The sequence below is a fragment of the Paenalkalicoccus suaedae genome (assembly GCF_006965545.2).
GTDB lineage: Bacteria > Bacillota > Bacilli > Bacillales > Salisediminibacteriaceae > Paenalkalicoccus > Paenalkalicoccus suaedae.
Window position 1 is genome coordinate 458,316 of the sequence record NZ_CP041372.2, and the last position, 24,094, is coordinate 482,409.

Sequence of the window (24,094 nt, forward strand, 5' to 3'; positions counted from 1 at the left end):
TATGGAGGGTGTTTCTATTAGGTGCGGTGAAAGGGGAATGTACCGTATACGGAATTTATTTATGTACCGTATGGAGAAAGAATGTACCATATGCGAGATTTATGTACCGTAAGCAACGCACAAGCCAAAAACAAACCACATACAAAACGAAAACCCCCAAGCTCCTATCAGAATCAGAGCTTGGGGGTTTCCTTGCATCCATTAATCAGTCTTACCCTTTTTTCTCACAATCGTACGTGTGATTAGCTTCTCGATCTCAATTAGCACGAATACGGCAAAGCCGAGTGCAATTGGGAGGATCCACTGGTCAAGGCTTAGTGCCGTTGTACCAAAGAGTGTGTGCATGAATGGTGCGTATGTGATTAAAAGCTGTAGCGCGATCAAGATCGCGGATACGATAAAGACAGCTTTGTTCTTGAAGAAGTTTGAATCGAATGCAAAGTCGATCTCACTGCGACAGTTGAATAAGTGGAACAGTTGCGCAAATACGAGCATATTCAACGTCACCGTGTGCACGATTGCCGTGTCTACCTCTTGGTTAAGCATCGAAATGTTCACCGCGAGTATCGCCATACTAATGATCACCGATACAAGGATGATTCGGAAGATATAGTAGCCACTCAAGAGAGGTGCATTCGGATCTCGAGGCGGCCTGTCCATAGCGCCTTCCTCTAAGCGCTCAAAAGCGAGAGCCAAGGAAATCGTCACGGCCGTCACCATGTTTACCCACAGAATCTGCACGGGAGTAAGTGGCATAGCTAGACCTAGTAAAATCGCTGCGACAATAAGCAGTGCCTGGGCACCGTTTGTCGGCAGGATAAACAAAATTGTCTTCTTCAGGTTGTCGTATACGCGACGACCTTCTTCTACTGCATTTACAATTGTACGGAAGTTGTCATCGACAAGGACCATTTCAGATGCATCCTTTGCAACCTCGGTACCTTTGATACCCATGGCAACGCCAATGTCAGCACGCTTCAGCGCAGCGGCGTCGTTCACGCCATCGCCAGTCATTGCGCTAATTTTACCCTGGCGCTGGAATGCTTCTACTAAACGAAGCTTGTTTTCAGGACTTGTACGAGCAAATACATCATATTCAAGTGCTGCGTCGTCCAGCTCTTCGTCAGACATCTTATCAATCTCACGACCTGTTAATGCGTGCTCTCCATCACCAATTCCTAGCTGATGACCGATTGCCTTCGCTGTATCCGCGTGGTCACCTGTTATCATCTTGACCTGGATACCAGCGCGTGTACATTCTTTGACTGCCTCAATCGCTTCCTCACGAGGAGGATCGACGATGCCGGCAAGGCCAATAATCTGCATGCCACTCTCAATGTCTTCATGGTCGATTTCGCTCGTGCTAGAATCAACCTTCTTTAATGCAACTCCGATAACACGCTCGCCTTGCTTCGCGCGCTCGGTCATTTTTTCTTCCCACTCAGACTCGTTAAAGTCGCGACCTTCGCCACCGTCAAACACGGAATCAGCGCGTTCAAAAATGCGGTCAGGCGCACCTTTCATATAAATGTAGCGCTCATCGTCAACATCGACTAGCACAGCCATATATTTATAGTCAGAGTCAAACGGAATCTTCGAGATAACCTCTAAATCTTTAATATCCTCTTCGGCCTTTTCGGCTAACGTGAGGAAACAACCGTCCGTAGGATCGCCATCAATGGTCCAGTTATCGTCATCATCCTTTGTAAGACTAGCATCGTTCGTATTTTTGACTGCGTGTAAAAAGTGGTAAAGTGTTTTGTCCTCTGAAGGAGTAGCAGTTTCGCCATCCTTCTCAATAGAACCCTCAGGCGCATAGCCAGTACCCTTTACTTCGTAGTCGTGCTCATCCGTCATGACGGCAGTAACCGTCATTTCGTTTTTCGTCAGCGTACCAGTTTTATCCGACGCAATGATCGAAACCGATCCAAGTGTTTCTACAGATGGAAGGTTACGAATGATCGAATTCCGCTTCGCCATGTTCTGCACGCCTATCGCAAGGATGATCGAGAGAATCGCTGGAAGACCCTCAGGAATTGCCGCAACGGCAAGTGCAATCACGTTAAGTAGCATTTCTCCAGCCTCATAGCCACGGAAGAAATAGCCGATCACAAACATAATTGCTGCAACGACCACGATTGTCATCGCAATAATGCGACCAAATCGCGCCGTCTGTTTAAGTAATGGCGTCTGAATATCATCGACCTCAGAGATCGACGCATTAATCTTCCCAATCTCCGTCTGCTCCGCAACCTCTACAACAATTCCCATCCCACTACCGGAGGAAACAGAGGTACCAGAAAACAGCATATTGTCACGATCGTTTAAAATCGTGTCCTCGTCAAGAGGCTCTGTGCCCTTTTCAACGGCCGTCGACTCACCAGTTAACGCCGATTCCTCGACGTTTAAATTAGATGCCTCAATAACACGTAAGTCCGCAGGGATTTTATCTCCTGCTCGCAGTTGCACAAGGTCACCGACAACGAGCTCACTCGCGTCAATCTCCTGTGAATCGCCGCCACGAATCACCGTAGCTTCCAAACTCAACATGTCCTTAATACCTTCGAGCGCCTTCTCAGCTCGACTTTCCTGGAAATAGCCGATCGTCGCGTTAATGACCGCAACAGCTAAAATAACAATCGTATCGACCGTGTGCCCTAAAATGGCCGTTACGACAGCGGCCGCTAAAAGCACATAAATAAGTACATCATGGAAATGCTTTAAAAATTTCTTCCAAGTAGGCTCTTTCTCCGCCTCTGGAAGCTCATTTTTACCATTCTTCTCAAGCCGAGATGAAGCCTCATCCTGCGATAAACCGCTACTAGCATCTGTTTCGAGTGCTTGTGCAACGTCATCTGTATCTTTTGCAAACCATTTTTGTTGTTCGTTTTCTGCCAAAAGGCTCCCTCCTTAACATGCTATCGTCTGGATACTCTTCCCCCTCTTCGGTCAAGATAATCATAAAAATACCGCGATTTAACAGCTTTTTTTCACAAAATTATTTAATAGCGCTTTCTTGAGAAAATGTGGTAAGATTTGTTCATTATTTGGTTAATCAAAAGAGAAGAGGGATCGTCGTGTCGTATGTACTATTACTTATCGGGTTCGCACTACTGATTAAAGGAGCCGATTATTTTGTCCAAGGAGCTTCCAACGTTGCAACCAACCTACGTGTGTCACCATTACTGATTGGTTTAACAATCGTCGCTTTTGGAACGAGTGCGCCAGAGGCGACAGTCAGTATCGTCGCTGCCTTTCAAGGTAACGCTGGCGTAGCGATTGGGAACGTGATCGGAAGTAACATTTTTAATATCACGTTAGTAGTGGGCTTAACCGCCTTTATTTTTCCGTTATTAGTAGAAAGTGAAACGGTGCGAAAAGAGATCCCGTTTGCCCTACTTGGATCCATTGTGTTACTTGTTGTCATTGCTGATAGTACGCTTCAAGGCGTAAACGCTAGCTTGATTACGCGCGGAGACGGACTGATCTTACTTCTGTTCTTTGTGGTGTTTTTATATTATATCTTTGAGGTTGCTCGCAAAAATCGTGCGGCTATTCCTGCACTTGATGCAAGCCACAATCCAGCGTGGACAAAAAATACGCTACTTACGGTCGGTGGTCTTGTCGGAATAATTCTCGGTGGAGAATTCGTTGTACGAGGCGCAACGTCGATTGCACTGTCTCTTGGAATGAGCGAAACGCTTGTCGGACTTACGATTGTCGCGATCGGTACATCCTTACCTGAGCTTATTACATCTGTTACTGCAGCGCTTAAAAAGAAGGCGGAGATTGCGCTTGGTAATATCGTCGGTAGTAACATCTTTAATATCTTTTTTGTATTAGGTGCTGCTGCAACTGTTGCACCACTGCCTGTTGATCCACGAATTTATATTGATGCGATACTTACGATTGGACTGACAGTCCTACTCTTTATTTTCTCCCGCACGAACTATCGTATCGGCAAGCGTGAGGGTGTGACTCTGGCGGTTGCGTACGTCATTTACATGATCTATATCTTGTTACGAAACTAAGGGGAAGTCCTGGGACATGTTAGTTTTTGTGACGTATGTGGTAATAGATAGGTAGAGACAAAAAGGAGGAGACTATGGATATTCAGCTAATACGAAATGCCACATTGGTGGTGAAGTATGGCGGTAAAACATTTTTAGTTGATCCGTTCTTTAGTGACAAAGGAGCCTTTCCAGCCTTTCAGCACACGGCTAATCAGCTCCCAAATCCTTTAGTAAATCTGCCTGTGCCAGTAAGCGAATTACTGCATGTCGATGCGGTACTCGTCACGCACCTTCATCCTGATCATTTTGATGATGTTGCAATTCGAGAGCTTCCTAAGGATATGCCCATATTTGCGCAATCCGAGCAGGATGCTGAGCAAATCCGCTCTAACGGATTTACAGATGTTATCGCAATTGAATCAGATGCACACATTGGAAGTGTTAAAATCACGCGTACGAATGGCGAACACGGAACTGGCGATATTAAAGCACGTATGGGTAATGTGTCAGGCTTCGTTTTTGAGCATGAAGAGGAAGAAACTCTCTATATCGCAGGGGATACGATCTGGTGTGAGGCAGTAAGAGAAACGCTCGCAACATTTCACCCACATACGGTCATTGTAAATAGTGGAGCCGCACAGTTTTTAGACGGAGATCCTATTACGATGACGGAAGACGATGTACTAGCCGTTTATGAGCACGGCCAACCAGAACGATTAGTCGCGGTTCATATGGATGCGCTCAATCACTGTTCATTATCTAGGGACGACTTGCGAGAGTTTATCCATGAACGAGGAATAGGCCGATCCATCTTCATTCCAGAGGATGGCGAGCATATATAAGCAAAAGGAAGGGAACAAGGTCCGATTTCATGTCGGATTTTGTTCCCTTTTTGTTACAATTCACCTATGTACGTTTTTGGTTGATTTGGTATAATTATGGTACATATAATCGTTTACGTAAGGAGTTGCTTGTGATTTTTTGTACATGTCACTTATTTTCATAATAGAGAGGAGATTGATCCATGCCTTCCTTATTACAGCGCGTCAGTACGACCTATTTACCTGTAGCAAACCCAACGAAATCGTCGGATTGGTATCAACGAGTGCTCGGAGCGGAGGAATCCTTTGCGGACGAAAATAAGGCGACGATCCATCTAGCTAACCAGCGATTCTCTCTTGTGCGAGCAAAACTCGAGGAGCGAGCAAACTTTTTAGACTATCGAGGGAAAGAACGCTTTTCCTTATCATTTGAAGTAAACAACGAAGAGGAGCTTGTGACGCTACGCAACAACCTGTCAAAAAAGCGTGTCCCAGTAGGAGAAATCAAGCACCTAAGTACAAGCGAATGCACCTTTGTATTTTATGATTTGGACGGAAACGCATTTAACGTGAGGAGTCAAACGTGATGAATAAAGAGGAACCGATGGTGCTAAGCATCGGTTTCTCTTTTTTATTGCGAATGAGAGCACGTTCACGGATAATCGAAGTGCAAAAACGGATAATGAAGCTACATTTTCGGATAATCGAAGTACAAAAACGGATAATGAAGTCACATATTCGGATAATGAAAGTGCAAAAACGGATAATGAAGCCACACTTTCGGATAATCGAAGTGCAAAAACGGATAATGAAGCTACACTTCCGGTTAACCGAAGGCAAAAAGCGGTTAATCGAATCGTACACCCGGTTAACCCAACACCAAAAACAGTTAACCAACCCCCAACCCCAAGTTAACCAAGAGCCACAAATGAAAAACCGAACCCTCGTTTCTTCACATCAAAAAGACTGAGACAGTCCAATCCCCTTTGTCTCAGCCTCATCTTTATTATAAAAGTTGAATTGTCGTAATACATGTAGGATCGTTATCAAATGTGGAAATAGTTGACTCTGCTTGACCCTCATCAGATTTGATTGAAATCGTGAAGGTGTCGTCTCGAGGCAACCAAAGGTCCATAAAGCCATTCTCAAACGTCGTCACGGTTTCTTCTAAAACAATCGTACCCTTTGTATCCGTTACTACTACATCAAACTCTTCTTCTACCAACTCTCCTTGACAACCTGTCAAGACATGATCCGTTCAAGGATGGGTTGTACTAAAAAATGGAGCGATAGATACGTAAAATTCATCTTCAGGTAGTTCGTGAGACACCTGATTATTACTTTCATCCGTTATAAGCAGCTCGGTAGCATTTACAACGGCAGTACCCTCTGTATTTTCTCCCGTGCTATAAGAATAAATTAGATCTTTTACATTCTCATTGGAAGTGGCAGTAGAGTCAGCTGAATCCGTTGACCCGCAACCAGCAAGAAAGATACTAAAGCTCACCAATAGTAAAATAATGATCCTCACCAACATCACCTCGCTGTTTTTATTAATCATAGCATGACGGTAAAAGCAGTCGAGATCAAAATTACGTCCAATTAATGAACAAAAACTATCTACAAATAAATCCCCTATTGATTACATCGTAATTTACGATATAATCAATACATACGATATAAAGAGGTGGTATCATGAAAGAAATAAATACGCTGTGGACGGACTTATACTACGTCCTACGCCACGAGAATCAAGAGGCGATGTCGCACCAAGCGGTTCGGATTCTGCAGATGATTGAAAAAGAGGCAGAGGTGGGCGTAAAAAATGTTGCGGAGGCTTTAAAAATTTCTCCAAACACCGCGTCAGAGCACGTTAAGCGACTCGTCGCAGACGGGCTAGTAGCAAAAGCGCGGAGCATCCAGGACGAGCGTCGCGTTACTCTTGAGCTCACCGCAAAGGGAGGGGACACCCTTTACCGACACTCGAGCTTAGATGAGGAGAAGCTCCAGCGCGTTTTTAATGAATTAACCGAGAGCGAACGAGCCGAGACGCTCCACACATTAAACCGACTGCGAGACAAAGCCAATGCTCTTTACCGTCACTAAAATACTCGTGTCGGCAGTAGTTATCGGACTCGTCACAGAGCTTGCCAGACGCTTCCCGACGCACGGAGGCATTCTCGCCGCACTTCCCCTCGTCAGCGTGCTCAGTATTTTTTGGCTCTATGTGCAGGGAGAAAACGCGGCAACACTCAGCAAATTTGCTGTCGGTGTTTTAACAGGAATCCCCGCAACAGTCGTAATGCTAGCCGTTATCGGCATCGGACTGTATTACTCCTACTCCATGTGGCTCACAATCGGAGGAGGTCTAGCCGCGTGGTTAGCGGTATTAACCGTACAAAACTATGTGTTGAAACTGATTAGTGCGGTCGTAGCTTCGACAACATAGTCGAAACGCAACACGCATTTACCATATTCATCTAAGGAGGCACACCACAATCATGCAACAGCTTAAAGCGATCCTATTCTTTCTTCTCACAGCATTTATGGGCGCAGCCGTGATTTTACTTATCTTCGAACTAGGACCAGATTTAGATGTCTTAAGCGGAGCCCCAATCATACTCACGGTGTTATTCGTGTTTCTGTCCATGCTGATTCATATCGCGATCCATGAAGCGGGGCACTACGTCGCGGGGAGGATTGCAAAATTCCGCCTGCTCGCCTTTAGACTTTGGTTTTTAGTGTGGGAGGATCAGAACGGGCGTATGCAGTTTAGAATGGAGCGCGCGCGAGGATTCCTCGGCATGTGCGCCATGACACCGACGCAGGAGCCGGTCAAAAAAAGCGCCTTTCTCCTCTACATATCAGGTGGAATACTCGTCAACCTAACTACTGCAATCGTCGCATTTAGCGCACTCCCATACGCACCGTCACCAATACTCGCGTCGGCGCTCTATATGTTTGGCGTCATCGGCATCTTCACCGGCATCATCAATTTGCTCCCGATCAGCGCGCAGGGCGTTATGTCCGACGGCCTCATCATTTGGAGCATTCTCTTTCGCCGTCCGATCGCAGAGAGACTCATGCAGGCTCAGCTCGTCAGCGCCAAGTCCGTCGCAGGCGTTCGCCCACGCGACTTTGACCTACCAGCCTTTGACCCGAACGAAACTCGCTCGGACGCCGAAAAAGCCTTCGTCATCTATCATTATTACCAAGCCATCGATGCGCGCGAGTGGGACGAAGCCGAGCGCATCCTGCACTATCTCGAGGCCCACCTGCTTCAAACTGCCTCACCAGCGCATCTGCCGATTTACTACGAGCTATGCTTTATGGCTTGTTTAAGAAACCACATCGACACTGCCCAAAGCCACTACCAGAAGGCGGAACCCCTTCTGAAAAAAGATAACGACGTAAACGGACTGCGTGTGAAGGCATACTATGCCTACTATGTAGAGAACGACGCGACCTTCGCCGCGGAGCTTTGCCGAAAAGCGGAGGACGTCGCTCCCCTTTTCGCCGTAAAAGGCAACGCCATGATGGAAGAAGACTTAGTCCGCGAGCTTATGAGGAAGCTGTAGGTAGAAGAGCCAGGGGAGGGAAGGCATTTGGGAACCGCGGTGTGCAATTCGAGTTCCGCGGCGCGCATTTCCACCGTGCTGATGTGCATTTATAGTCGCGCAGTCTGCAAATTATCATCGTTCGTCTGCAATAAAAACGACTACATCCATCCACAAAAAAAGAAGAGCCCAATTCGGGCTCTTCTCTGCGTTTAACGTAACTCTTAGTGGCGAGTCACGATCGTATCTACAGCGTGACGGTGGTGTGGGAAGCCGTCTTCGTCGGCTACACCAAATGGTACGATTGCTGCGATGTTCGCGTGCTCTGGAATTTCAAGTAAAGATTTTACCTTCTCTGCTTCGAAGCCAAGCATCGGTACGCTTGAGTAGCCCATGCCTTGAATCGTAAGTAGAAGGAATCCGAGTGCAATGTTTGTTTGCGTTAATCCCCACTGACCTCGGTCAGCAATGCTCATGTTATTGAAGATACCGGAAAGGTTTTGCACCTCTTGATCCTTGCGCTCTTCAGGCATGCCAGGGTGTAACACGTCGCGAAGGTTATTTAACGTATCCTCCATATCACTCGTTACAACGATAACGGCCGGTGCCGATGTGATTTGCTTTTGACCATAGGCTGCGTCCTGTAGCTTTTGCTTCACGTCCTCGCTTGTCACGAGGTGATAGCGCCACGGTTGCACGTTCCATGCACTTGGAGCTAGGCGAACTAGCTCAAATAGCTTCGTGATATCGTTTTCTGAGATTGCCTCAGATTTGAATTTGCGGATACTGCGACGGGATTCAATCGCTTCTTTTACGGTTAACAACGCTTGCGTAGATTCGTTAGACAATGTCAATCTCTCCTTTTATGGTAAACATATTACTAGACTGAATTATACGTACTATTAAAAAGTAAGTCCACTAATAGGATCTCCAACTACCTATTATCTATGTGAAAAATATTTTCTGAAGAAAAAGAGAACAAATGTTCTTATTTATGATATACTGCTCCTATATAAGTTGTAAAGGAGAGCGAGCGCGATGCAGGAGACAGGTAAAAAGCTACATGCGGTCATTAGAGGATGGAAGCAAGAGGGACGGACACCAGAGCAAATTCTACGAGCGGCAGACATCCTGAAAGAAAAGTCGCAGCGAGCTATTGACGGATTAGGGAATAAAAGGTAAAGTGAAAGAAAAGCTATCTTGTGATACAAGGTAGCTTTTCTTGTAACTGCATATAAGAGGCGGATATCCGGTGAGTAAATTAATCAGGTCTTCTAATGAGAAAGTTTTGTACGGTGTTTGTAGCGGGATAGCAGATTATTTTTCTATTTCTACTTTCTTAGTCAGGCTTGTATTTCTCTTAACGATCTCGGTATCCATTTGGGTGTACATTGTGTTAAGTATGTATCTAGATGAAGGTCCAACCTACTCTTTATAGCGTACGAGACCACTTTTGTAAGGGGTCTTTGCATGTCTTTTTTTATGCGTCGCTACCTTGTTATGCAAGGTAGCGACAAAAGGTTAATCATGAAAGTTGGTGTAGAGGAGTGACCATACAATCACAGTTACTAAAGGGTGTGCTTGAAGGGAGTATTCTAGCTATTGTAAAGCAGGAGCCGACCTATGGCTATGAGCTCGCTTTAAAGCTACATAAGCATGGGCTAGATGTAAGCGAAGGTTCCATTTATCCTATTTTATTGCGTTTACAAAAAGAGAAGCTTATTACGAGCGAAAGGCGACCTTCGCCGTCAGGACCTAGTCGGAAATATTATATGCTTACGGATCTTGGTGAAGAGTCGCTAGCAACGTTTAAAGTCTCGTGGCAACAGCTAGAGCATTCAGTGGATTCTATTTTAAAAGGAGGAGATGCGTAGTGGGAGAGTTGGCAAAGGAAATAGATGAGGGTCAAAAAGAGCTGACGAAGGAGAATAAAGCGTACTTTAGTGATATGGTGATCTATTTTAGATTGTCTTTTACCAAATCAGAGGAAGAGATTAACGAGGTACTTCGTGACTTGCTCGATCATTTATTGGATGCTCAGGCGGAGGGACGATCTGCTCGAGATGTCTTTGGAGACAACCCAAAACAGTATGCCAATGAAGTGATGGGAGAAATTCCGAAAAGCCTAACGCGCTATCAGGTGATGTTAACAGGGAATGTAGTAGCTGGCTTCCTAGGCGTCATAATGCTTTTCCATGCAACGTTTTATAGCATTGCTGGAGCATTGGTAGAAGGCGTCTCTACTATGAGAACCTACTATACCGGAACGCTTCTCACTCAGACGATTGTCGGGTTAACTGTTTTGGCAGTGGCGTTAGTTGGAATCATGGGCTACTTGAGGTGGGGGTGTTTTAAGAACGTCTCGAAAAAGAAAGAGTTTTTAGTAGGTGGGTTGGTTGCTGTTATCCCGATGGTCATATTTGGACTACTCTTTTATTTCCTACCACCGTTCGGTAGAGAGTTTTCGATAGAGGCCTATTATCTGTTCCCGATCGGCGCAGCGTTGCTAGGCTTACAACTATTTTTTGTGAAAAAAGGCTAAAGCACCTCCACTTTATTTTCTCACCAAAAAGGCAATTAAGATAATGATCATAAGAATGGCTGTGATACTAAAGATTGTCATGGTGACCCTCCTCCCCAGAAAAGTATAGCATATGGGTGTGAGCTTACTTTTTGTAAGTTAGGAGATTCTATGTTATAAATAGGATAGAAATAAAGGAGGGGTTTGATGTTACAGCGTAAAACGATTGATTCATGGCAGGTAGAATATGAGCAATTACCATACCCAAACGTACAAAAAGGCATGGTGCTGTCACCTGAAAAAATGCAGCAACATGATCCGTTTTTATTAATGGCGGAGGACTGGTTCAAGCGCGGCGCGTTTTCTGACCATCCGCATAGAGGATTCCAGACGATTACGTACGTGGTCGATGGGAGATTAGAGCATTTTGATAACGCCGGTGGGCATTCAATTTTAGATGCTGGCGATATGCAATATATGAACGCTGGTGGAGCGGCACGACACGCGGAGGAAGCGGTGGATGATGACTTGATTCACACGCTACAGCTCTGGCTCAATCTACCGAAGGATCAGAAGTTTACGGACACGTACTATGAGAATGTACGCGTGGATGAGGCGCCAACGTTTGATATCGATAATGGCCAAGTGCGCGTATACAGCGGGGATGTAGCCGGTACAAAGGGACCGACGAAGAGCGTCTACCCATTTACAATGGTCGAGGTTTATTTAAAGGAAGGTGCTGAGTATGAGTTACCGCTTGATGCGGCAGATACAGCGTTTTGTTATGTACTTGCGGGCGAAGCGTCTGTTGGGACAGATGATGTTGCGCTCAGTCGTGCAGGTGTCGCGGTATTTGAGCGTGGCGAAGAGGGTGAGAGCACCGTTCTTCTAAAAGCGAAGACGCGCACGCGTATCCTTGTGTATGCAGGCACGCCGATCGGTGAGCCGGTCGCAGCTGGCGGACCATTCGTGATGAATACGGAGGACGAGATTCAGCAGGCCTTCCGTGATTATCATGCAGGAAAATTCGGTCCAACCTCTCAACCGCAGGGAAGATAGAGAGTTTTAGAGGAGTAGGACAGACTAGCGGTGTAAGGTGCATCGCAGTCTGTTCTTTTTTGTTGGTTAACGCAAAAATCGACCCTCGAATATGATTTTTTTAGAGAGGTAAGACAGGTGGAGGAATAGTAAGGATGCTCCGATACCTAGTATTACCATACCTCTCGCAAGACCCCACTCGATCCCATAACCATTCGGATCGAAAAAAGCTGTCCAGAACCAGTAGTTTACGAGAACCCCACCAATACTATAAAAAACTAAATTGGTGATATATGTGTATTTAATTTTTGTTTTACTCACGATAAAGTCAATTAGTAAGGAATATGGAACGCCTCCCACTAGAAATACGGGTAATGAAAAGAGCGTGTACAAAATGAAGTATTCAAAGAAGGAGAAGTCAGCCACATTAGGTATACGTTGAGACGGAGGAGTGTAGGAAAGGACTGCTATAATTATACCTAAACTAATAGCCGCTAAGACAGCGGTTAATCCCTTTTGAAGAAGTTTAATCTCTAATTTCATAATAACATCACCAGCTTTGCTTGTGGAATAAAGGAATCGTATATAAGAAGGAACCTGGTACTTACTCTTAATAAGAGTGGGATAAAGAGGGTGTTAGATCCTGTTTTGAGTAAAATTTCCTCTTAGTAAAGTATATCGTATCAGAGGACTTGATCATAGGGGTGTTTAGAAGGTGGTGTCAGAACAGCTGGGCAAGCGAGCTTAGCTGGTTTTCATAAAGGGACTTCACTAAAGAGTCATCTACCCGTCAGCACGATTTTAACAACATCATACATAAAAGCCGAAACTCCTCCTCAAAGGAATTTCGGCTCTGCTTTATCCTTCCTGCTTCATACGTGCAACGATCTCGTTAATTGTTTTATTGCTTTCCTCATGAGCAACTTGGCACGTGCCAGCTGCTTGGTGGCCTCCACCTCCGTACTCGCGCATGAGGTGACCGACGTGCGTATTTGACGTTTTATTGATAATGCTATGGCCACAGGCAATCGCGCAATTTTGCTTTTGATACCCGTCCACGATCCAAAGAGAGATGTTTTGTTCAGGGAATAGTGCATAAACAAGGAATCGTTTACCTGGGTAAATGGTTTCCACATCACGAAGGTCGGTCACAATCACGTTACCGTCTGTTTTCGTATGCTTCTCAAGCATTTGTTTAAAGTCGTCATGTAGCTCATGATAACGTTTCACGCGCTCTTGTACATCTGGGTCATTCATAACCTCTTCCATCGAAGCGACAGCGCAAAGATCAACGAGCTTTTCCATAAGCTGATAATTGCTGATACGATAATCACGGAATCGCCCGAGCCCTGTGCGCGCATCCATAATAAAGGAGAGGAGATCCCAGCCGGTTGGGTCTAAAATGTCTTCGCGAGAAAATTTTGCAGCATCTGCTTTATCTACGCCGTCCATAATATCATCTAGTTCAGGACCGAATGTATCGCGTCCACCGAAGTAATCGTACACAACGCGAGCAGCACTATCTGCAAGACGTACCTCTCCTTCAAATTCATAACCATTCTCTTCTACGCGTTTCATTTCGCTTGCATGATGGTCAAACCACATGCCACAGCCTTCTACATACGGAACGTTTGTTAAAATATCATTCGTTGTAATTTCTACTTTGCCGTCTTGCATGTCTTTAGGGTGAACAAATGTCATCTCATCTATTTTATTTAATTTTTTAAGTAAAACAGCGGTAACAAGTCCATCAAAGTCAGATCGGGTAACGAGTCTCATAAGCAGATTCCTCCATCATTAGTCAATAGGTATACTATTATATAATACCTATAACTTTAGTCTTATTCAAGCGTTTTATTCTACTGTTTATACAGAGTTAGGACCTACTAATCAATGTTTTATCAAGTATAATTCGTAAGTTATCTACTTATAAAGACTTACCCTTTCCGCTTTACAATAAACCCGTTCTCTATTCTTTCGAAGCCAACCTTAGGGTAGTAGTCCATCGCTTCAGGTGCAGACAAAAGAATGAGAGCTACCTGTTCGCCGATGCGAGACTGTGTCTCTTTGATGAGCGCTTTGCCGATACCTTGATGCTGATAATCAAGATGGACGGCTAAATCAGACAAATAACACGCATAATGGAAATCTGTTAAGGAGCGCGCTACTCCAACTAATTTTTCCTCATCCCAGGCAGTGATAAGTAGGTTGGCATGATGTAGCATTCCCTCGAGTCTAGCTAGATCCTCATAAGGACGAGTAATCGTCGAAGCTTGGAACAGGGCGGAAAGTTGCTCTGCGGTGATCGTTCGGATGGTCGAGTATGTAATTGCTGACATAGTAGTCGCCTCCTAGTTAGGTAAAAAGCCCTCGCATAGGAGGGCTCTCGTATCAATCTATTCGTTTATCCATTCGTAAAAATCAATTCCTAATTCAGACTCTGCAATCTCAACGGCTGAAACCCCAAATGATGTCATAAACTCTGGGTCCGCTCCATACTCAATCAGAAGCCTTGCAACCTCGGGATCGTAGTAATCAAGAGCATTGATAAGTGGAGTAGAATAATCGTCCTCGACGTTAGGATTTGCACCATGATCAAGCAGGACGCCTATCATATCTATATCGTTTGCGTATGATGCATAAAGTAATGCAGTTGATCCTTCCACATCCCTTTCTTCTAAATCTGCTCCTTGTGAAACGAGGTTAGTAACTTCAACAGCATCACTCATGGATACTGCGTCCATCAGCTCGGTACTACCGTAATCAATCACCTCGGGATCGGCGTCTTCATCTAAGAAACTTTCCTCATCAGTAAGCGTATTATTTTCGCCTAAAGCTTCGTAAGTTGAAAAAGAGTCATTTGCTAAAAAGTCCTCTTCAGCGAAATCAACATTGTCTGCTAGAAATGCAATTCCAAAAGGAATAGCTAGAGCAGTTGCGACAATGGAAACGACAAAACCAGCAGTTAAAACCACTCCAGTAAGGGCAATCTTACCGTAACGTGGCCTATAGGAGTAAGACGTTTCTGGGTTGAAAAACTGTTCTACAGATAAAATTCGCTTCGGTAAAATGGGATGCGTGGAGAGTACTTCGCTTAACCAAACGGCTCCGTTTGATTCCGAATGGATTTGCTCTAAGAAGGCATCTTCGTTCACTTCTCTATACATCACTTTACCAACGCTTAACATCGTAAGCGCACTTTTTGCAGCTGTGGCGTCTTGGATGAGCGAAGCGGCATGACGATCGCACGTATATTCGCAGGATCTGCTATAGGCTTGTGAGAGGAATGGTACAAATCTTGCGGGGAAGGTAAGAATATTTTTCCACACATGATTACGTTTAATATGAGCAAGTTCATGCGCAATAATGAAATCAAGCTCTTTTTCGCCCTGCTCTCTAGCGAGGTCAAATACTTCAGAGTACATCACGATCATACTGCGACCGAAAAATCGGGTAGCGAAAGCATTCAATGATCCTTCTGATTGGACAACAAAGAAATCTGGTGTTTTTGTTAAACCGATTTCAGCAGAAAGTTGCTCTGCACGTTGATAAATATCAGGAAACTGGTTCTGACTTACGCGCATCCCATTTCCTCGAATGGAACCTAACTGAATTGCGTTAAGTAAAAGCATAATAAGAAAAGCAAAAAGTACAATCACGACTCCAATAATAGAAATGATAGCAAATAAGTAAGTAATTAAACTAAAAATAAGGGCTATAGCAAAATAAGGTGTTTCGCGGTTAGATTGAATATCTGCATAGTTCAAAACTTCTTCCTCCTGTGGTGTGTTTTTTAGTGGTGTATTGAATCTTTATATACAATACCTATTATTGTAATAAGTGACAAGGGACTTCTTAGCTGTAAAAAAGTAGTCCCAGTGACGTAATTTTTGTTTTGGAGAAGTTTGTAAGGGTTTAAATCTAGAAAATAGGGCTTATGTTTAATCAGACCAGGTATAAAGTCTTATATTGGAGGCAGGTTGCGTACGTAGAAAACAAAAAGCGTACGCAGGGACCGAAAAGCGTACGCAACAACAAATTAATACGCAAAAATACCGCCCCCACTCAAATGTGGCGGACGGTTCCTGTCCAACGAAAAGCAACCTTTAGTCGCGCGCTTCCCGTACTTTTAAGTTTTTCCCTTTTACCGTGCGCTCCTGCATTTCTTGAAGCGCAATCGAGCCTTTTCCATTCAAGATGTCTACATATGTTGCAAGCTGCTCAATATTGATAACCCCAATATCTTCTGCCTCAATCTCCGGAATAGATGTCAACGTACCAACAAAGTCAACGGCGCGTAACTTCTTACGCTTTCCACCATTAAAATACAGCTTCATGATGTTTTTATCAAGCGGAGCGCGCTTGCTTTTCTTTAACTGAGGCGCTTCGCTAATCATACGCATGAATTTATCAGAATCAGACTTTGTTGCCATAGGGACTGGCTCAAGCGTCACCTTTTCCTTAATCATTCGCTTAATCGCACCCATGCTACGTCCGTCGCGAAGAGCTACAAGCGTGATCGCCTTGCCGCTCTCACCGGCACGAGCAGTTCGACCTGTACGATGTACGAAGTTTGCTGGTTCCTCAGGTACATCGACATTGATAACGAGTGGAAGTGACGCAACATCAATTCCGCGCGCAGCAACGTCGGTTGCTAATAGGTAACGAAGTGTTCCGCGCTTAAAGTCCTGCATTACCTTCGTACGATCCTTTTGCTCTAAGCCACCGTGGATTTTACCGCACGGAATACCGGCCTTCTCAAGGTCCGCTGCAAACTGATCTACCGATTCACGTAGCGCAAAAAAGAGGATCGCCGACTCCGGCTTTTCTACCATCAAAATATTTTTCACCGCATCAAATTTATCGTCCGGATGTGTCTCAAACCAACGATACTCAATATCTTTCTTAGCAATCGACGTCTCCACGATGATTTGCTCAGGGTCTTGCATATGTGACTTCGCAAGCGCCATAATCTTCTCTGGGAGTGTGGCAGAAAATAGGGAGGTCGTGCGGGCACGTGGCGTCGCACGAATGATGGACTCAACTTGATCTAAGAAGCCCATGTTTAGCATTTCATCAGCTTCATCTAAAACAACATGCTTAATCTCATCTAGCTGAAGCGTTCCTTTTTGAATGTGATCAAGTACACGACCAGGAGTACCAACTACTACGTGCACTTTTTGCTTCAGCTGAAGTCGCTGAGGAGCAGCTGGCTGTTGACCAACTAAAAGTGCCGCTGTAATACGCTTGAAGCGTCCGATAAGCTGAACATCCTGCTGTACCTGCATTGCAAGCTCACGTGTCGGCGTTAAAATAAGAGCCTGCGGCTTATTTTCTTCCCAATCAATGTCCTCACAGATCGGTGCTGCAAATGCAGCTGTCTTCCCACTACCAGTCTGAGCGCGAACGACAAGGTCTTGCCCCTCTAAAGCAAGAGGAATCACGCGCGCCTGTACTTCCGTTGGCTCGCTGTAGTGAAGCCCAGCAAAGGCCTCCTGTATTTCTTGTCCTAATTGAAAATCTTTAAACGATTTAGTCATTATCTATCCTCGATTTCTACCTGTTCAGGTGTTTACATATCTACCTATCATACTACGTATTAGCATAGGATGATAGGGGGCCTTAGGTCGTGGATTGGTTGTGGTGAGTTAAATTAGTGGGGGTCTGTGACAAACTGATGAGTGCGTGTAACAAATTACAGACCACCTGTGAAAAGTGTAGCCAATTTTGTGCCAAAACAAACAGACTATGTGCAAAAAAGGGAATAAATTAGGATGATGTAAGTGCCATTCAGCGCGGCAAGTGCTGGCCGTATCGCGCAGGTTGTCGTGTTCACTAAGGGTGTACCAAATTGCTGGACGGTGGTGCTGAATATAGCGGGCGTGGTGCAAAAACGCCGTCATTTGGTGCCAAAACAAACGCATCTTGTGCAAAAAAGTAAAATAATTGGATGTAATTCATAAACAAAAGTCACTTTTCATCCAAAAAACCGACTCCATAAATGTAAAATTTATCAATTCGCTATATAATAAAACTCACAACCAAAAGGAGGCATATTTATTGACCAAACACATTGCTCGCTATGTACCACCGCTTCGGCTCCACATCGCCGAAGCCTTACACGTACGATTACCTCAGGAGTTCCAGCCGGAGCTCAAAAAATCCTTACTCTCCGCAAGAGCCGGCGTGAGGGGAGAACGCTCGATCGAGTATTATCTCGAAGATTACACAGTAAACGAGCACATCTACCTGCGCGACGTACGACTACCCTATGGCACCCACCACTTTCAACTCGACGGCCTCATCCTAACGACCAACTTTATACTCGTTACCGAAGTAAAGCAATATGCTGGGACCGTCACTTATGATCCCGATCTGCAACAGATCACTCGACTCTACGACAACGAATTAGCTACCTACGAAGACCCACTTCAGCAAGTTAAACGTGCCGTTCGTAAATTGACCACCTGGCTCAACCTTCACGGATTCCCGCCCATTCATATCGAGCCATGCGTAATTTTCTCCAACAACAGCACACCCATTGAGCTCGCGAATAGCCGCGCCAGCACACTTCCCTACATTTGCCGACCAGGAGGGCTTCACGACCGACTTCACGATTTGTTTGCTCAACATCGTAACCCTTGGGGGACAATGGCTGACGTCCGTGCGCTTTACGAGCACCTCGTGCAGCATCACGTCTACGAGCTTCCGTCTTACTCTGACAATACTGCTTACGCACCTTACATTAAAAGCGGCGTACGTTGTCCCGCGTGTAAAAAGCTCATGAGCTACAGTCGCCCTCATTGGGTGTGTAGGTGTGGTAGAAGGGACCGCTCTGCATATCGGCAAGCGCTCTATGATTATGCGTTATTAAAGCAATCAACGATTTCCACTCGGGAATTTTTAGAGTTTGCACACCTTTCATCGCGCTACTTGTCACAATTGATGTTAAATGAAGTTAACCTTCCACATCTTGGCGACCGTTATCATAGAAGATATGACCTGTCTCCATTTTTTAGAGGAGAGATCATTCCATAAAAGTGAGAGGAGCGGCGGTGACGTCGTTCCCTTTTTAAATGAACACAGACACGTTAAAATCTGTTAATATATGTATGTTGATGATTGTATTACATACATTAAATGTATATCAAAGAGAGAAGCCTATTCTGTATTACCATTCTTCTTACTTTTTTACACAACATGCTTTAAATTTGGCACAAAGCACCATCATTTTGGCACGACACCGTCTAAGTTAAGCACCACTCACCGGTAATTTGGCACACCCTCAATGCACACGACAATATGCGCGTTAATACCAGCTTCACCCGCGTAGAGTGGCAGTTTGAGTATCCTAATTAATTCCCTTTTTTGCACAAAGTCCGTTTGTTTTGGCACAAACTGCCGGCATTTTTGCACGACCCAAGCTGAATTTAGCACTCCAATCCGTCAATTTAGCACCACCCCGCCTAAATTCAGCACAACCAGAAAGCGGTGCAGAACCACCTCTAAAAAATCTAAAATAATCCAAACTATTTCCCCCACCACTTCGAATATAGTCTGTGAAAGCGATGTGAGAGTGATGAACGAGCAAAGGTGGATTCGCCGAATTCAAAAGAAGGCGGATCAAAAGAGCGCAGACAAGTTAATAGAGAAATACTACGAAGAGATGTATCGCTTTGCGTATCGGCAAATGATTGATAAGCACCTGGCGCTCGACATGACGCAGGAGATCTTTATCAAAATGCTGCAGGGGATTGAGCACTACGATCCGGAGCGGGCTAGCTTTCGCACATGGCTGTATCGCGTAGCACAAAACGCCTGCGTCGATTATTTCCGCTCTAAGCAATACGCTCAAGTGAGTCGAGCGAATTTAACCGACGAGATCGATGACCCAGCTACGACCACAGCCGCAGCTGCAACCATACATAACGATATCGAGCTCGCACTCGTGTCCAAAGAACAGTACGCCGTCGTGCAGGCATGTATCGCTGAATATTCCACGCAAATTCAGTACATCATGCGCTATAAACTGTTCCAAGACTATACGTTTGCCGAGATCTCAACCGAGCTCGATCTACCAGAATCAACCGTTAAAACGAACTACTACAAGGTGATCAAACGCCTGCGTAGCAAACTGGAGGGATACTATCATGAAGAAGCATGAGCCGCTCGTCATCCCATCACGTGATAAACAAAAACAGCAGCGTGCCCTTATCTTAACGAAAGGCATGCCGCAGCCAACAAGCTTTCTCGGTCTACTCAAAGCGATGCTACGAGAGCTACCAATGCGCGCGATCATGGGCAAGGAGGAAGCCCTTATTGCGATCATTCTAAGCGTCTTTTTTCTATTCTCATCATCCTTAATTAGCGAGACATTTGTGAGAGGTAGCCTCACGCCACTTTTAGGCATGATCGTCGCCGCGAGTCCGCTCCTATTTTGCTCGCTACTCGTCATCTCCATCGTCATCAAAATGCAGGCGCGCACCATCGAACTCGAAATGACCATGAAATACACAATCTATCACATCTTTACGCTCAAAATGATTCTCATCGGCCTCTGGACAATCGTCCTAAACAGCGCAACGGGCCTCATCTATGCAACGACATTACCTATCGATATCTGGCGCATCTTTACCCTGTCCGGACTATCACTCACCGTCTTCGCCATCGGCTTCCTTTTCGCCGTCAGACGCAGGTACACCATGCTCGCAGCCGCAAGCTACATCGTCCTCTGGACCATCGGCCACCTGAGCTTATTAATCTTTGAGCCAACCATCTACACCTATTTGTTAGAAACCACACCAACGCTTCTATTAGCCGGTCTTTTACTCGCTAGTGGGATCGTGATGAGTGACCAGTTAATCCGATTTTCTCAAAAAAAGCAGGGGGGAATGCACGAATGCTTCGAGTGGAACAGGTAACAAAAAAATATGGGGACTTTTTAGCATTAGATAACGTTAGTTTAGAGTTGAAAAACGGGGTATACGGTCTTTTAGCACCAAACGGAGCGGGGAAGACAACGCTCATGAAGATGCTTGTCACACTCATGAAGCCGACGTCCGGGCGCGTGTTGTTTAAAGGGGAGGAAATTCTGAAGTTAGACGAGCAGTACCGCAGTCGCATCGGCTATTTGCCACAGCATTTTGGCTACTACAAGCACTACACGCCGACGCAGTATCTGCTCTATTTAGCGGCGCTGAAAGGGATGCCAAAAGAAGCGGCGAAAGCGCGGATCGAGGAAGTGTTGGACCAGGTCGCGCTCTTACACGTGAAGAAAAAGAAGATGAAAAAGTTCTCGGGAGGAATGATCCAGCGCGTCGGAATCGCGCAGGCGCTGTTGAATGATCCGACAGTATTAGTGCTAGACGAACCAACAGCAGGTCTTGATCCAAAGGAACGTGCACGATTTAGACACCTTCTATCAGAGCTTGGACGCACGCGTATCGTCCTACTCTCGACGCACATCGTCTCTGACGTCGAATCCATCGCAAACGAAATTATCATGATTAAAAACCAACGTCTTCTATATAAAGAATCAGTGGGTGAACTGTGCGAGCGCCTAAACGGTCGCGTTTACGAAGGGAAAGTCGACTTCGAACGACTACCAATTATTCGCCGTGACCACGTCGTCTTAGCAGAAAAGCAAGAGCAAAACGGGATGCTCGTTCGCCTAATTGCGGAGGAAGCGATGCAAGGCTGGGAGCAAAAGGAGCCGCAACTAGAGGATGTCTTTTTATACGAGTACCGCGAAGAAGAGGTGAGCTAAATGGTTTGGTATGAGCTCACAAAGCTCCTTCGCACGCGAGCGCTCTTTGTTATGCTTACGGTGTTTTTAGGGTTTAATGCGTATTTTATTATAAGTCATTCGTATTTGCAGGAAGAGGTTCAAGCAGCGAACGACATGGTTGATTGGTACGGACCAACGTTTACCGACGAGTCTCTAGAGCAAATGGAGACCGATTTAATGGAAGAGGTGCAATCTATTTCTCCAGGAGAAGAAGCATTGGCAGATTTCTTTGAGGATGGACGCGATCGCTCCATTTACGATGCTGAACAAGATAGGCGCTTAAACATTACTTATACGTATCTACTATTTGCAAAGCATGGAGTGGAAGCCTTTAAGGGGTATGATCCTGAGGTACTCAAGGGGCAGGTTTCAGAAAACTATCAGCTAGGAAGTATGGGTAGTTCTATCGAGCAGGTCAACATTAATCGTGCTACCGAACGCTATCATGAAATTATGGCAACGGAGGAACATAAAGCATGGTATTTTCTAGAAGGTTCCTCTATAAATACACTCCTGTTTAAGGATTTATTCACTTTCGTATGTATGCAACTAATTATTTTATCCGTCTATACTGTAGCTCTCATCGTAGGATACGAGCGAGATGCAAAAACAGAACTTACTATTTTAGCAACGAAGCAAGGACGTCCACTTCTTTATAAAAAATTACTTGCGGCATTTATCGGGGTATCCGCATTGATCTTTACTATTTTAGGAATGACGTTACTCGTCTATTTTACCGTTTTTAATTACGCAAATGTATGGCAGGCTCCACTCACAAATGTATTCACGCTTCGCATGGATGGTCCAGCTATCCATTGGTTTAGTATGAGCTTTTTAGAGTATTTACTATACGTGATTGTACTAGTTTTCCTAAGTAGTTACGTTATTGCAGGTGCAACGTTTGCGGCTACCATTTGGATTCCACAAACGTATGTAGCAGCAGTTGCTGTCCTTGTACTATTTTTGAACTTAATTGCACTGCCATTTATAGGAGTCTTCCCTGGTGAGGTCATGTTTCTCTCTATGTTTAATCCTATGTATGTATTATTTAATCTTGGTGCAATTACCGAAGTTTCTTCTAGTCCTATGGGATTACGCGAATTTGTTTTTATTACTTTAGGAATTTGGCTCACAATCAGCATGCTAGTAGTATGGCGCAGCTCAAGATTTTACATGATAAAGGACGTGAAAGCGTGATGAGAGTGTTTTGGAATGAATGCAAAAAAATGATGAGCTGGCCGATTATACTTCTGATCGTGCTTGTGAATGTAGCATTTTACGTACTATTTATCGAATTTTATTTCGAATACTTTCCGAATGGTTCAGAGGCAATTACATTTGAGCTAGAGTCAGAGTGGATCCAAGAGTTCGGACCTCACCCAATCGCAGGGAAAATGATAGACGACCTTTGGATTCAATTAGAGGAGGAAAAGTTAGCTCTTACTCCAGACTTGTTCACTCTTCCCCAAGTCCAAGCAATGGGGGTAGATAACATTGATGATATTGTTGCATTAAGTGGAGGCAGTAAGGAATATTGGGACATGTATAATGCAATTAACCAGAGTGATTTAGCGGATGATTATCAACGAATAACGCAACTTAACTATCGATTGCATGTGTATGAAGAGAGTACAGAGTATCCGCTTCGAAGTGAGCACCCATCTTATACAGAAGCACAACAGCAGCGATACGCAGAACTTGAAAACCGCTACGAATATGGAACGTACCAAACACGGATCGTAGATAATATTCAACGAATCTCTTACTTCTCAGGTGTTAGTATGCTCACCACACTATCACTTTTACTAGCACCGGCAGTTTTACGAGACACTAATCGCAACACGACATCTCTACTATACACATCAAAGGTGGGACGAAGGCTTGCGTGGACAAAATGGCGTACAGGACTTCTGCTTTCGTTCCTTTTTATTACTCTATTCATTAGTTTCTTAGGGTATATGTATGTGAATCAGGGTCTGCAATTAACTTGGGGGATGGACGTCGCTCATTTTGGATATGACCCCAAATGGATCGACATGACCGTGCAACAGTACATTCTCTTATCGGTCGGATTGCTCTATGCAATGGGCATGCTGTACGCCGTGCTTGCGCTAGCGCTTTCTCACATTCAATCTGGCGTCATCGCTCAGCTTAGTATACAAACGATACTAGTCAGCCTCTTTATTTGGGGCATCTCTTCTCGCATCGTTGAGTATCCTTTCAGTCTATATAGAAACCCTTGGACGATGCCAGTCTTAATAGCAACACTTGTCACACTAGCAATAGCAACATTTACGTGGACGTATCTACGTGAACAGAAAAAAGATTTGTAGGGAGCATTGCGATTAAGGAAGCTT

26 protein-coding genes are annotated in these 24,094 nt (G+C 44.9%); 17 read left to right on the plus strand and 9 right to left on the minus strand.

What is annotated here, in order from left to right:
* Window positions 1-201: 201 nt before the first annotated feature.
* Window positions 202-2,898 carry a cation-transporting P-type ATPase gene (locus tag FLK61_RS02785; RefSeq protein ID WP_176008014.1) on the minus strand — a complete coding sequence of 899 codons (2,697 nt, stop codon included), beginning with the start codon at window positions 2,896-2,898 and terminating at the stop codon, window positions 202-204.
* A gap of 179 nt (window positions 2,899-3,077) precedes the next feature.
* Here FLK61_RS02785 and FLK61_RS02790 point away from each other — a divergent pair, with 179 nt between their 5' ends.
* The 3 genes from FLK61_RS02790 to FLK61_RS02800 all read left to right on the plus strand — a co-directional run bounded on the left by FLK61_RS02790 (window position 3,078) and on the right by FLK61_RS02800 (window position 5,421).
* Window positions 3,078-4,031, plus strand: coding sequence for a calcium/sodium antiporter (locus FLK61_RS02790; protein WP_176008015.1), 954 nt, complete (start codon window positions 3,078-3,080; stop codon window positions 4,029-4,031).
* Between the two features lie 74 nt (window positions 4,032-4,105).
* Window positions 4,106-4,855, plus strand: a complete 750-nt coding sequence (locus tag FLK61_RS02795) for an MBL fold metallo-hydrolase (RefSeq protein ID WP_176008016.1) — start codon at window positions 4,106-4,108, stop codon at window positions 4,853-4,855.
* 182 nt (window positions 4,856-5,037) lie between these two features.
* Entirely contained in the window at window positions 5,038-5,421 is a 384-nt protein-coding gene (locus tag FLK61_RS02800; protein WP_176008017.1) for a VOC family protein, read from the plus strand.
* Window positions 5,422-5,840: 419 nt separating this feature from the next.
* Here FLK61_RS02800 and FLK61_RS20295 read toward each other — a convergent pair whose 3' ends face one another.
* Window positions 5,841-6,395 carry a CueP family metal-binding protein gene (locus FLK61_RS20295; protein ID WP_347338980.1) on the minus strand — a complete coding sequence of 185 codons (555 nt, stop codon included), beginning with the start codon at window positions 6,393-6,395 and terminating at the stop codon, window positions 5,841-5,843.
* Window positions 6,396-6,529: 134 nt separating this feature from the next.
* On the opposite strand from FLK61_RS20295, the gene FLK61_RS02815 reads away from it, so the two are divergent.
* Genes FLK61_RS02815 through FLK61_RS02825 form a run of 3 tightly spaced genes read left to right on the plus strand, consistent with a single transcriptional unit; the run spans window position 6,530 to window position 8,412 of the window.
* The gene (locus FLK61_RS02815; RefSeq protein ID WP_176008020.1) at window positions 6,530-6,940 is read left to right on the plus strand and encodes a MarR family winged helix-turn-helix transcriptional regulator; all 411 of its coding nucleotides are present in this window, start codon (window positions 6,530-6,532) and stop codon (window positions 6,938-6,940) included.
* Window positions 6,921-7,283 carry a DUF3147 family protein gene (locus FLK61_RS02820; protein ID WP_176008021.1) on the plus strand — a complete coding sequence of 121 codons (363 nt, stop codon included), beginning with the start codon at window positions 6,921-6,923 and terminating at the stop codon, window positions 7,281-7,283. Before FLK61_RS02815 ends, FLK61_RS02820 begins: the two co-directional genes overlap by 20 nt.
* 52 nt (window positions 7,284-7,335) lie before the next feature.
* Complete coding sequence (locus FLK61_RS02825) at window positions 7,336-8,412, plus strand: zinc metalloprotease (RefSeq protein WP_176008022.1); 1,077 nt, start codon at window positions 7,336-7,338, stop codon at window positions 8,410-8,412.
* Window positions 8,413-8,615: 203 nt separating this feature from the next.
* Here FLK61_RS02825 and FLK61_RS02830 read toward each other — a convergent pair whose 3' ends face one another.
* A complete protein-coding gene (locus FLK61_RS02830; protein ID WP_249777664.1) occupies window positions 8,616-9,239 on the minus strand; it encodes a nitroreductase family protein in 624 nt (207 codons plus the stop codon).
* A gap of 190 nt (window positions 9,240-9,429) precedes the next feature.
* On the opposite strand from FLK61_RS02830, the gene FLK61_RS02835 reads away from it, so the two are divergent.
* The 5 genes from FLK61_RS02835 (at window position 9,430) to FLK61_RS02855 (ending at window position 11,971) form a co-directional block, all read left to right on the plus strand.
* A complete protein-coding gene (locus FLK61_RS02835; protein ID WP_176008023.1) occupies window positions 9,430-9,573 on the plus strand; it encodes a hypothetical protein in 144 nt (47 codons plus the stop codon).
* A gap of 70 nt (window positions 9,574-9,643) precedes the next feature.
* Complete coding sequence (locus FLK61_RS02840; protein WP_176008024.1) at window positions 9,644-9,829, plus strand: PspC domain-containing protein; 186 nt, start codon at window positions 9,644-9,646, stop codon at window positions 9,827-9,829.
* A 109-nt stretch (window positions 9,830-9,938) separates the two neighbouring features.
* Window positions 9,939-10,265: a PadR family transcriptional regulator gene (locus FLK61_RS02845; protein WP_176008025.1), complete on the plus strand. Its 327-nt coding sequence runs from the start codon at window positions 9,939-9,941 to the stop codon at window positions 10,263-10,265.
* A complete protein-coding gene (locus tag FLK61_RS02850) occupies window positions 10,265-10,933 on the plus strand; it encodes a DUF1129 family protein (protein WP_176008026.1) in 669 nt (222 codons plus the stop codon). Before FLK61_RS02845 ends, FLK61_RS02850 begins: the two co-directional genes overlap by 1 nt.
* A 186-nt stretch (window positions 10,934-11,119) precedes the next feature.
* Window positions 11,120-11,971 carry a pirin family protein gene (locus tag FLK61_RS02855; protein WP_176008027.1) on the plus strand — a complete coding sequence of 284 codons (852 nt, stop codon included), beginning with the start codon at window positions 11,120-11,122 and terminating at the stop codon, window positions 11,969-11,971.
* A gap of 66 nt (window positions 11,972-12,037) precedes the next feature.
* Here FLK61_RS02855 and FLK61_RS02860 read toward each other — a convergent pair whose 3' ends face one another.
* The 5 genes from FLK61_RS02860 to FLK61_RS02880 form a co-directional block, all read right to left on the minus strand.
* Window positions 12,038-12,493, minus strand: a complete 456-nt coding sequence (locus tag FLK61_RS02860; RefSeq protein WP_176008028.1) for a hypothetical protein — start codon at window positions 12,491-12,493, stop codon at window positions 12,038-12,040.
* Between the two features lie 315 nt (window positions 12,494-12,808).
* Entirely contained in the window at window positions 12,809-13,729 is a 921-nt protein-coding gene (locus tag FLK61_RS02865; protein ID WP_176008029.1) for a DHH family phosphoesterase, read from the minus strand.
* 158 nt (window positions 13,730-13,887) lie between these two features.
* Window positions 13,888-14,289: a GNAT family N-acetyltransferase gene (locus FLK61_RS02870; protein ID WP_176008030.1), complete on the minus strand. Its 402-nt coding sequence runs from the start codon at window positions 14,287-14,289 to the stop codon at window positions 13,888-13,890.
* Window positions 14,290-14,346: 57 nt separating this feature from the next.
* Window positions 14,347-15,717, minus strand: a complete 1,371-nt coding sequence (locus FLK61_RS02875) for a M48 family metallopeptidase (RefSeq protein ID WP_176008031.1) — start codon at window positions 15,715-15,717, stop codon at window positions 14,347-14,349.
* Between the two features lie 339 nt (window positions 15,718-16,056).
* Complete coding sequence (locus FLK61_RS02880) at window positions 16,057-17,490, minus strand: DEAD/DEAH box helicase (RefSeq protein WP_430708785.1); 1,434 nt, start codon at window positions 17,488-17,490, stop codon at window positions 16,057-16,059.
* Window positions 17,491-18,010: 520 nt separating this feature from the next.
* Here FLK61_RS02880 and FLK61_RS02885 point away from each other — a divergent pair.
* Window positions 18,011-18,988, plus strand: a complete 978-nt coding sequence (locus FLK61_RS02885) for a nuclease-related domain-containing protein (protein WP_176008032.1) — start codon at window positions 18,011-18,013, stop codon at window positions 18,986-18,988.
* A gap of 313 nt (window positions 18,989-19,301) precedes the next feature.
* Here FLK61_RS02885 and FLK61_RS02890 read toward each other — a convergent pair whose 3' ends face one another.
* Window positions 19,302-19,478 carry a hypothetical protein gene (locus tag FLK61_RS02890; protein WP_176008033.1) on the minus strand — a complete coding sequence of 59 codons (177 nt, stop codon included), beginning with the start codon at window positions 19,476-19,478 and terminating at the stop codon, window positions 19,302-19,304.
* Between the two features lie 51 nt (window positions 19,479-19,529).
* On the opposite strand from FLK61_RS02890, the gene FLK61_RS02895 reads away from it, so the two are divergent.
* From FLK61_RS02895 to FLK61_RS02915, 5 genes are read left to right on the plus strand one after another with little or no spacing between them, the layout of a single operon-like run.
* The gene (locus FLK61_RS02895; RefSeq protein WP_176008034.1) at window positions 19,530-20,114 is read left to right on the plus strand and encodes an RNA polymerase sigma factor; all 585 of its coding nucleotides are present in this window, start codon (window positions 19,530-19,532) and stop codon (window positions 20,112-20,114) included.
* A complete protein-coding gene (locus tag FLK61_RS02900) occupies window positions 20,101-20,871 on the plus strand; it encodes a hypothetical protein (RefSeq protein WP_176008035.1) in 771 nt (256 codons plus the stop codon). The genes FLK61_RS02895 and FLK61_RS02900 overlap by 14 nt, the downstream gene beginning before the upstream one ends.
* A complete protein-coding gene (locus tag FLK61_RS02905; protein WP_176008036.1) occupies window positions 20,850-21,716 on the plus strand; it encodes an ABC transporter ATP-binding protein in 867 nt (288 codons plus the stop codon). The genes FLK61_RS02900 and FLK61_RS02905 overlap by 22 nt, the downstream gene beginning before the upstream one ends.
* On the plus strand, window positions 21,717-22,934 hold the full coding sequence (locus FLK61_RS02910; protein ID WP_176008037.1) for a hypothetical protein: 1,218 nt from the start codon (window positions 21,717-21,719) through the stop codon (window positions 22,932-22,934).
* Window positions 22,931-24,070 (plus strand): hypothetical protein, encoded by a 1,140-nt coding sequence (locus FLK61_RS02915; protein ID WP_176008038.1) that lies wholly within the window; start codon window positions 22,931-22,933, stop codon window positions 24,068-24,070. Before FLK61_RS02910 ends, FLK61_RS02915 begins: the two co-directional genes overlap by 4 nt.
* The last annotated feature ends 24 nt before the right edge of the window (window positions 24,071-24,094 follow it).